Annotated in this window: 7 protein-coding genes and 1 tRNA gene; 1 reads left to right on the forward strand and 7 read right to left on the reverse strand. The window is 71.1% G+C overall.

The genetic code is table 11. From position 1 onward, the window contains the following. Positions 1–255 precede the first annotated feature (255 nt). The 3 genes from GTW67_RS33395 to GTW67_RS33405 all read right to left on the reverse strand — a co-directional run bounded on the left by GTW67_RS33395 (position 256) and on the right by GTW67_RS33405 (position 5459). Entirely contained in the window at positions 256–2124 is a 1869-nt protein-coding gene (locus tag GTW67_RS33395; protein WP_202438036.1) for a tetratricopeptide repeat protein, read from the reverse strand. A gap of 230 nt (positions 2125–2354) precedes the next feature. Beyond that, positions 2355–2428: transfer RNA gene (locus GTW67_RS33400), tRNA-Met, on the reverse strand. A 49-nt stretch (positions 2429–2477) separates the two neighbouring features. Next, positions 2478–5459 (reverse strand): UPF0182 family membrane protein, encoded by a 2982-nt coding sequence (locus GTW67_RS33405; protein ID WP_161168481.1) that lies wholly within the window; start codon positions 5457–5459, stop codon positions 2478–2480. 163 nt (positions 5460–5622) lie between these two features. Between GTW67_RS33405 and GTW67_RS33410 the strand changes: the two genes are divergently transcribed. Continuing rightward, on the forward strand, positions 5623–6165 hold the full coding sequence (locus GTW67_RS33410; RefSeq protein WP_161168477.1) for a PPA1309 family protein: 543 nt from the start codon (positions 5623–5625) through the stop codon (positions 6163–6165). A gap of 55 nt (positions 6166–6220) precedes the next feature. Here the strand turns inward: GTW67_RS33410 and GTW67_RS33415 are convergent, their stop codons facing one another. The 4 genes from GTW67_RS33415 to GTW67_RS33425 form a co-directional block, all read right to left on the reverse strand. After that, positions 6221–7315: a YlbL family protein gene (locus GTW67_RS33415; RefSeq protein WP_161168478.1), complete on the reverse strand. Its 1095-nt coding sequence runs from the start codon at positions 7313–7315 to the stop codon at positions 6221–6223. A gap of 66 nt (positions 7316–7381) precedes the next feature. Continuing rightward, on the reverse strand, positions 7382–7546 hold the full coding sequence (locus GTW67_RS37250; RefSeq protein WP_202438037.1) for a hypothetical protein: 165 nt from the start codon (positions 7544–7546) through the stop codon (positions 7382–7384). 196 nt (positions 7547–7742) lie between these two features. Further along, the gene (locus GTW67_RS33420; protein ID WP_161168479.1) at positions 7743–8201 is read right to left on the reverse strand and encodes a molybdenum cofactor biosynthesis protein MoaE; all 459 of its coding nucleotides are present in this window, start codon (positions 8199–8201) and stop codon (positions 7743–7745) included. Positions 8202–8299: 98 nt separating this feature from the next. Continuing rightward, positions 8300–9033: Rossmann-fold NAD(P)-binding domain-containing protein (locus GTW67_RS33425; protein WP_161168480.1), on the reverse strand; the 734-nt coding region annotated here is incomplete at its 5' end.

Here is a 9033-nt window from a genome sequence, read left to right on the forward strand (position 1 = left end):
GATTTGAACCTGCGACCTCTGGGTTATGAGCCCAGCGAGCTACCGAGCTGCTCCACCCCGCGTCGATGAATAAAACACTACGTCACCCCCACGACAAGAAGCAAATCGCTTCCCGCCCCACCCAGCTGCGGGCAGTCGTGCCGCTGGGGCGGCACGGGTGGGCGCAGCGGCACCCCGCACCGCCGGGCCGCGACACCCACCCCCGGGCACCCGAAACCCCGGGCACCTTCACACGCGCCCCGGCTCAGCGCAGCGTCACGCCGACAGCTCCTGCCGCAACGCGTCCCGCAACCGCGCCGCCCGCCCCGCCACCTCCCGCGGCCCCAGCGACACCGCCCGGTCCGCCCACCGCTGCCCCTCCTCCAGCTCCCCCCGCCGCGCACACACCAGCGCGAGCCGCAGCGCCGCCCGCCCGTGCCCCGCCTCCGCGGCCCGGCGCCACCACACGACGGCCTCGGGCTCGCTGCCCTCCCGGGCCAGCAGCAGCCCCAGATTGAAGGCGCCGTTGCGCGAACCGGCCTCGGCCGCCTCCCGGTACCACCGCGCCGCCTCCACCACGTCACCCCGCGCCGCGGCCAGCATCCCGACGCGCACCTGCGCCCGGCGGTGCCCCTGGGAGGCCGCCCGCTCGTACCACTCCTCGCACTCGGTCTTCTCCTGCGCTGGTTCGCCCAGCTCGTGCGCGGGCGCCGGCGGCCGGCGCGCGTCGAGCATCGTGGCCAGCCGGTACGCGGCCTCCGGGCTGCCGCCCCCCGCCGCGCACCGCAGGAACCGCTCCGCCTCCGGCTCGTCGCCGTCCCGCAGCCGCGCCATCCCGACCTGGAGCGCCGCTTCCGTGTGCCCGGCGGCGGCGGCCCGCTCGTACCAGCGCAGCGCCGCGGCGTCCTCGCCCCGCCCGGCGTGCAGGATCCCGAGGTTGAAGGCGGCGTCCACGCTGCCCGCCTCGGCGGCCTTGGAGAACCAGGGCTCGGCACCGGCCGCGTCCCCGGCGCGCAGCAGCAGGATGGCCAGCGCGTTGGAGGCCTCCCGGTGCCCGGCGTAGGCGGCCCGCCGGTACCACTGCTCGGCCTGCGAGGTCCGCCCCTGCTCGGCGCAGAGCAGCCCGAGGTTGTAGGCGCCGTTGTCGTCCCCGGCGTTCAGCGCGGCGCGGTACCAGCGCTCGGCGGTCTGCGGCTCGCCGCGCTCGGCGTGCAGCGCGCCCAGCGCGTTGGCCGCGTTGCCGTCGCCGTCCTGCGCGGCCCGCAGCCACCACACGGCGGCGCTCTCGGTGTCCCCGGCGTCGCGCAGCAGGAAGCCCAGCGCGCAGGCGGCGCGCGCCTCGCCGTCCTTGGCGGACGTCAGGTACCAGCGCCCGGCCTCCCTGAGCTCGCCCCGTCGCTCCAGGATCGACCCGAGGTGCAGTGCGGCCCGCCGGTGTCCGCGCGCGGCGGCCTGCCGGTACCACTGCTCGGCCTCCTCGCCGCCCTCGGTCCGCTCGGCCTGCTCGGCGGGCTCGGTCACGGAGCGCACGACACCGGCTCCGCCGTCCCCGTCGAGGTCCCGCCCGGCCTGCCGGTCCAGCGCCCGGGCCAGCCGGTACGCGGCCTCCCTATGCCCCCGCTCGGCCGCGGCCCGCAGCCAGCGTTCGGCGCCGGCCGCGTCGGCGCGGTGCTCCAGCAGGTCGGCGAGCGCGTAGGCGCCCAGCACGTGTCCCTGCTCGGCGGACTGGCGGAGCCAGTACTCGGCGGCGGGCTCGTCCCCGCGCTCGCGGAAGTGCCGGCCCAGCGCGTGGGCGGCGGCGCAGGAGCCTGCGACGGCGGCGATCCGCCACCATCCGGCGGCCTCGTCGGCGTAGCCGCGCTGGTGCAGCAGGACACCGAGGTTGTTGGCGGCGGCACGGTCACCGGCCGCGGTGGCGGCACGCAGGTGGGACTCGGCTCCGTCGAGATCGCCGCGGCGCAGCAGCATGGCCCCGAGCACGCTCATCGCCTCGACGTCACCGGCGTCGGCGGCGAGCCGCCGGCGCACCTCCTCGGCGGCCTCGTCGGCGGCTTCCTGAGCCTCGTCCCCGGGCTCCTCCCGGCCGGACGGCTGCACAAAACGCCCCGTCTCGAACAGATTTGCCATGTCCCCCATAACGTCCATCGTCGCACCACCCGCAACCCGGGTACACCTGGTATACCGCAGCCATTGAGGTCACTTCAGCGTTTTGTCGACATGCCCACAGGGAGACAAGTCAAACACGGATCGCCCCAACTCCCGCCATCGGCGCGGCCGTCACCGTCGTCGGCACATGCGTTCGCACATCACGAAGGCCCGGATCCCAAATGGGATCCGGGCCTTCGTTGTCGTTCGCCGATGGCTCACGACTTCAGTAGCGGGGACAGGATTTGAACCTGCGACCTCTGGGTTATGAGCCCAGCGAGCTACCGAGCTGCTCCACCCCGCGCCGTTGTGTTCACAACCGTATCACGGCGCGGGGTGGGCGTTTGACCAGCTCAGCCGCTGCCCGAGCCGTCGGCGGTGCCGGTCGGGGTCGGACTCGGACTCGCCTTGTCCGCCGGCTTCTTGCCGTCCTGGTTCTTGCCGTCGCCGTTCTTGTCCCCGCCGCCGCTCCGGCCGGCCTGGGCCTGCGCGTCCTCGGCCCGCTTGAGGGCGTCACCCAGGTCCTTCTGCGCCTTGCCGTACGCCGTCCAGTCGTTCTCCTTGAGAGCTTCCTGGCCGGCGGTGAAGGCCTTCTGGGCGTCGTTCAACGCCTCTTGGACCGTGGGGTTGGTGGACGTCGGCGGCGGTGTGGTGGTGTCGTCGCCCTGGTCCGGTGGCTCCGTGGTCGAACCCTCCGCCCCGAAGACCTTGTTCAGGGCCGCGTCGAGCGTGTCCTCGAAGGCCGTGCTGCCGCCGTAGGACACCAGCACCTTTCGCAGCAGCGGGTACTTGAGGTCGCCACCGCGCACATAGACCGGTTCCACGTAGAGCAGCCCGCCGTCGAGCGGCACCGTCAGCAGGTTGCCGTACTCGACCTCCGAGTCGCCGCCTCTGAGCAGCCTGATGGACTCGGCGATGTCCTGTTCGGAGTTGAACTGGCTCTGGACCTGTTTCGGTCCGTTCACCGTCGTGCTCGTCTGGAGCTTCAGGACTCTGATCTTGCCGTAGTCCTTGGTGCCCGCTTCCGCGTCGACCGCCATGAACGCGCTGAGGTTGTCGCGTCCGATCGGCGTGAACGTCGTCGTCAGCGAGAACGCCTGCTGCTGCTGGTCGGGCATCTTCATGCTCAGGTAGTACGGCGGCACCGCGTCACCCGACTTGTTGGTCGGGTCGTCCGGCACCTGCCACACCTCGCTGCCGCTGAGGAACGTCGTGGCGTCCTTCACGTGGTAGCGGGTGAGCAGCTCGCGCTGGACCTTGAACAGGTCCTGCGGGTAGCGCAGATGGGACATCAGCGCGTCGGAGATCTCGCTCTTGGCCTTGACCGTGTCCGGGAACGCCTTCATCCAGGTCTTCAGGACCGGGTCCTGGGTGTCCCACTGGTACAGCTTGACGTCGCCCGTGTAGGCGTCGACGGTCGCCTTGACCGAGTTGCGGATGTAGTTGACCTGGTTCTGCTGGGCCACCACCGCGCGCGAGTCGTTCTGCGCGGTCAGCGAGTCGGCGGTCGTGTCGCCGAGCGTCGTACGGGAGGCGTACGGGTAGCCGTTGGTCGTCGTGTAGGCGTCCACGATCCACTGGATCCGGCCGTCCACCACCGCGGGGTAGGCGTCGCCGTCGATGGTCAGCCACGGGGCGACCGCCTCGACGCGCTCCTTCGGCGTGCGGTTGTAGAGGATCTTCGATCCGTCGCCGATGGCGCCGGAGTAGAGGATCTGCGGCTCGCTGAAGGCCACCGCGTACGCGGCCCGGTTGACCGGGTTGGACAGGTCCACCCCGCCGTCGCCCTTGTAGCTGGTGGTCTTCTCACCGTTGTCGTCGGAGTAGTCGATCTCCTTCTGGGGACCGCCGACGATGGAGTACGTGGTGGTCTTCTCGCCGTAGTACACCCGCTGTTCGTACGTCCCGAGGTCGCCCTTGGACGGCAGGTCGGACTCGGTGAAGACCGGGCGTCCCTCGGAGTCGACCTGGGTGCCCTTGGCGGCGACCACTCCGAAACCGTGGGTGTAGCGGAAGTGGTTGTTGATCCAGTTCTTCTTCGGGATGCCGGCCAGGTTCAGCTCGCGCAGACCGAGGACCGTGTCCTGGTCCTTGCCGTCCTTGGAGTAGCGGTCGACGTCCAGGTTGTTGGGGAACGCGTAGTAGTTCCGCATCTGCTGGCGCTGCTGGAACGTCGGCGAGATGATGTTCGGGTCCATGATCCGGATCGACGCCGTCGCGTCGACGTCGTCACGGAGTCCGGCCTTGTCCTCGCTCTTGCCCTCGCCCGCGTACTCGGTGACCTGGGTGCCCTCGATGTCGTAGGCCTTGCGCGTCGCCTCCAGGTTCTTCTCGACGTACGGCGCCTCCTTGGCCTGCTCGTTGGGCTGCACCTCGAACTTCTGGACCAGCGCCGGGTACAGGCCGCCGATGAGGATGGCCGACAGGACCATCAGGCCGAAGCCGATCACGGGCAGCTGCCAGGTGCGCCGCCACAGGGTGGCGAAGAACAGCAGCGCGCAGATGACGGCGATGCAGAACAGGATCGTCTTGGCCGGCAGGTAGGCGTTGGCGTCGACGTACCTCAGGCCCGTCCAGTTGTCGGTGGCCTTGAAGTCGCTGGACTTCACCGCCAGTCCGTACCGGTCGAGCCAGTAGGCGACCGCCTTGAGGGCGACGAAGACACCGATGAGCACCGACAGGTGACCGGTGGCCGCGGCCGTGGCGCGCGCGCCCGGGCTCGTGACGCGCAGCCCGCCGTAGAGGTAGTGGGTGAGCGCGGCGGCGATCAGCGAGATGATCACGGTCGCGAAGCCGAAGCCGAGCAGGAACCGGTACCAGGGCAGGTCGAAGGCGTAGAAGGAGACGTCCAGCTTGAACTGGGGGTCCTTCTGCCCGAACGGCACGCCGTTGACCCACATCAGCCACGTCCGCCACTGGCCGGACGCGGAGGCGCCGGCGATCAGACCGACCAGGGCGGTGATGCCGAGCAGCAGCCACTTCTTGTACGGGGCGATGCCCATCCGGTAGCGGTCGAGGTTCTGCTGCTCCATCGACATCGCGCTCAGCGGCGGGCGCAGCCGGTGGGCCAGCCAGATGTTGAGGCCGACGGCGAGCGCCATGAGCAGGCCGAAGACGAAGAAGAGACCGATCTTGGTCCACAGTGTCGTCGTGAACACCGACGAGTAGTGGACCGACCGGTACCACAGCCAGTCCGTCCAGAAGCCCGCGAACATGGTGAACGCCATGCCGAGCACGGCGAGGACACCGAGCGTCATCAGCAGGGTGCGGACACGCCGGGACGGGCGGCCCACTCTGATCCGTGGCCCCGTCGGGCCTCCGCCTCGGTCCGGCATCTGGAAAGCCAAGGTGCGCACCTCGAAGTCGCTGTTGTTCCGTCAGGCCCTCGGGTTCGTGGGCCCCCCGTGCGCCCTCGTCATCGTGGGCCCACACCTATGCAACTTACTCATCGTTTACTCGGTTCCCGATTCGGCCCAGGAACGAGGCAGGATTGTGACCATGTCCAACACCCCCATGGCAGCGAGCCCCCTCACCCGGGCCGTGCTCGAGATCGACGAGTACGTCTCCGGCCTCGGCTGGGACCAGCCCGCACGCCTCTTCGCCCTTGTCGACACCGCACGGCTGCGGGCCGACCAGCCCACACTCGCGGACCGGCTCGGTCTTCAGGAGGAGACGGAGAGCTCCGGCCTCACCCCGATCGAGCAGGACGAGATTCCGACGGACCAGCCGCTGGACGAGTTCCTGGGAACCATCGCCTGGCCCGACGCCGTCGTCGGCTGCGCGCTGGCCGTCGAACGCCTGATGCTGCCGCCGTCCGCCGAGGCCCAGGTGCCGGGAGACCTGGACGGGGCGAAGCTCACGCGGTGGGTGGCCGAGCACCCGGACCGCCAGGAGGTCCGGATGACGGTCGCGGTGCTGCGGGACGGCGCCCGCGACTCCGCCCTGCGGCTGCGTGAGAAGGACTCCGCGACCGAGGTCCTCACGGGTTCCGATCTGGTGCCCGGCCTGGCCCAGGCGCTGACGGCGACCTTCGAGGCGTAGTCCCGGACGGTTCCGGGCGGCCCGCCGGGCCGCCCGGGGCGCCGTCTGTCCGGAGCTATCCCGCGGTGCACTTCGGCAGGTCGGCGGTCTTCCCGGAGCGGATGTCGCCGAGGGCGCCGATGGCGTCGTCGATGGTGTCCACCTTCACGAGGGTGAGCCCGTCCGGGGTGTCCGCGGCGGCGGACGCGCAGTTGTCGGCGGGCGTCAGGAAGTACCGGGCGCCCTTCTCCCGCGCGCCGATGGTCTTCATCCCGATGCCGCCGATCGGACCGACCTTGCCGGCGTCGTCGATCGTCCCGGTGCCGGCGACGAACGTGCCGCCGGTGAGGCTGCCCGGCGTGAGCTTGTCGTAGATGCCGAGGGCGAACATCAGACCGGCGCTGGGTCCGCCGACGTCGGCGAGCTTGATGTCGATGGAGAACGGGAACGTGTGGTCCGTCCCGGCGCTGATCCCGACGATGGCGCGCTTCTGGCCGGCGTCGGCGGAGGCCGCGGTGGTGATCGTGACGTCCTCGGTCTTCGTCGGCGTCCGGTTCTCCTTCTCCGCGGCGGCCTGCTCCTTGGCCGGCACGATGGTGAAGACGACGTTCTGACCGGGCTTGTGCTTGGTCACCAGGTCGGCGACGTCGCCGGGCTCCTTGACCGTGGTGCCGTCCACGGCCCGGATCACGTCACCGGCGTGCAGCCGGCCCTGGGCCGGGGAGCCCTTGACGACCGTGGAGACGATGACCCAGGACTTCACCGGGATGTCCAGTGCCTTCAGGGCGGCGACCTTGGCGCTCTCCTGGGACTGGCTGAACTCCTCGGCGTTCTCCTGGGTGGCCTCCTCCTCGGTCTTGCCGTCCGGGTAGAGCGTGTCGTGCGGCACCACGCGGTTGTCGTGCGAGAACCACCCGTAGACGGCCTCCACGAGGTTCATCCGGTAGTCGGCGCTGGTGACCCGGACGGTGGTCATGTTCAGGTGACCGCTGGCCTCATATGTCTTGTGTCCGGAGATCTGAAGCACCGGCTCGCCGTCGTGGTCCCCGAGGGTGTTCACCGTCGGCCCCGGTGACATCTCCGAGTAGGGCACGGGGATGAACACACCCGCGCACAGGAGCGCGATCAGCATCAGGGTGGAGGCGAGCATCGTCGCGGTGCGGCGTGGCATGGGACGACATTACGGGACGCCGCTGTCGGAGCACCGTCAGGGCGGCTGCCCCGTCCGGGGCGGCCGTCAGGCTCCGGTGCGGGACTTCTCCATCGCCTCGCGGAACCGGGCGTACCCGTCGAGCTCGGGGCCGTCGCTGCGGGCCTTGCGGGTGCGGTTGGCCCAGCTTCCCCACAGGCCCGCGGCCACCGCGGCCACCAGCGGAATCAGCAACCAGGCGAGCGCCGCCATGCCGACCTCCCAACCCCATGAGCTCCGCGACTGACTGATCAGCAGATTAACCATCCGCCGTGACAACGCTCACGCCGGGGGGCCGGTTACGCAACCGGAGTCGGGAGGGTGCCGGTGCGGCCGAACGGGGCCGCCGGACCTCAGCAGGCCCCGACCCGCCCAGCCGTCGCCCGACCGCCACCCCTCAACGACGACGCTACGCGCCGACCCACTCATCGGTGCCGTCGGAGAAGGTCTGGTGCTTCCAGATGGGCACTTCGTGCTTGAGGTCGTCGATGAGCTTCCGGCAGGCGTCGAAGGCCTCGCCCCGGTGCGGGCACGAGACGGCGACGACCACGGCGAGGTCCCCGACCTCCAGGTCCCCCACCCGGTGCAGGGCGGCGAGCGCCCGTACGGGGTACTCGGCGACGACCTTCTCGGCGATCCGCCGCATCTCGGCCTCGGCGGTGGGATGGCAGGAGTAACCGAGCCGGTCGACGTCGGTGCCCCCGTCGTGGTTGCGCACGGTCCCGACGAACAGGGCGGTCCCGCCGGCCGCGTCGTCCCCGACGGCCCGGAAGACCTCGTCCAGGGAGAGGGGCGTCTCCCGGATGCCGATCAGCTTGACGGGGTCCGGTGCGGCCTGCTCACCGGGGTGGTCGTTCGTGGATGCCATACGCCCATCGTGCCCCACGGCGCGCGCGGCGCGGAATAGCGTCATCGCCCGGCACGCGCGCGTACCGCCTTGGAGCCTCCTACAGGACGGCGCCCGCCTCAGATCCGCCGCCGGGCCTTCCGCGCCCGCCGCACCACCGCCGCCGCGCCCAGCAGGGCGACCGTCGCGCCCGCGGCACCGGCAGCCGTCGCGTCCTTGCGCCCGAGGCGCCGCCCGGCGACCGTGTGCCGGCCCGCGACCTCCTCCAGCAGCTCCGCGAGGACCTCCTCGTTGGTGTACTTCGGCCGCCACCCGGCGTCGTGCAGCCGGCTGCCGCTGACCACCCAGGGGTACATCGTGTACGCCAGGTCCCCGGCCGGGGAGGGCGTCAGTCCGATCCGGTGCAGGCGGGCCGCGGCGCCCAGCGCGACGGCCGACGGCAGCTCCATCCGCCGGATCCCGCTGAGTTCCTCGACCTCCTCCTGCTCCAGCCAGCCGTCGCACCCGACGGCCAGCTCCCCGTCGGCCTTCTCCAGGACGGCGTACTCGAGGGCGCTGCACAGGTCGTCGACGTGGCAGAACTGCCAGGCGGGCCGGGACCCGGCCACCACGAGCAGCCGGGGCGACTCGAAGTACCTGGTCAGCGCGGTGTCCATGCCCCCGACCAGCACGGCGGGCCGGACGACGGTGACATTGAGCCCGGGGTGCGCGCGGGGTGCGCGGCGGGCCAGCCGTTCGATCTCCAGCAGGTCGCCCACGCCCGTCGCCTCGGCCGTGGCGCGCAGCTCGGCGTCCTCGGACAGCGGCAGCTCGTTGTCCGGCAGCGCGCCGTAGACCATCGCGGAGGTGCACA

This window comes from Streptomyces sp. SID5910 (genome assembly GCF_009862125.1).
In the GTDB taxonomy this organism is placed as follows: domain Bacteria; phylum Actinomycetota; class Actinomycetes; order Streptomycetales; family Streptomycetaceae; genus Streptomyces.

What these genes read in the sequence shown, in the direction of transcription:
- GTW67_RS33395 (WP_202438036.1), bottom strand. Translation starts at nt 2,124, where the DNA reads ATGGACGTTATGGGGGACATGGCAAATCTGTTCGAGACGGGGCGTTTT.
- GTW67_RS33405 (WP_161168481.1), bottom strand. Translation starts at nt 5,459, where the DNA reads ATGCCGGACCGAGGCGGAGGCCCGACGGGGCCACGGATCAGAGTGGGC.
- GTW67_RS33410 (WP_161168477.1), top strand. Translation starts at nt 5,623, where the DNA reads ATGTCCAACACCCCCATGGCAGCGAGCCCCCTCACCCGGGCCGTGCTC.
- GTW67_RS33415 (WP_161168478.1), bottom strand. Translation starts at nt 7,315, where the DNA reads ATGCCACGCCGCACCGCGACGATGCTCGCCTCCACCCTGATGCTGATC.
- GTW67_RS37250 (WP_202438037.1), bottom strand. Translation starts at nt 7,546, where the DNA reads ATGGCGGCGCTCGCCTGGTTGCTGATTCCGCTGGTGGCCGCGGTGGCC.
- GTW67_RS33420 (WP_161168479.1), bottom strand. Translation starts at nt 8,201, where the DNA reads ATGGCATCCACGAACGACCACCCCGGTGAGCAGGCCGCACCGGACCCC.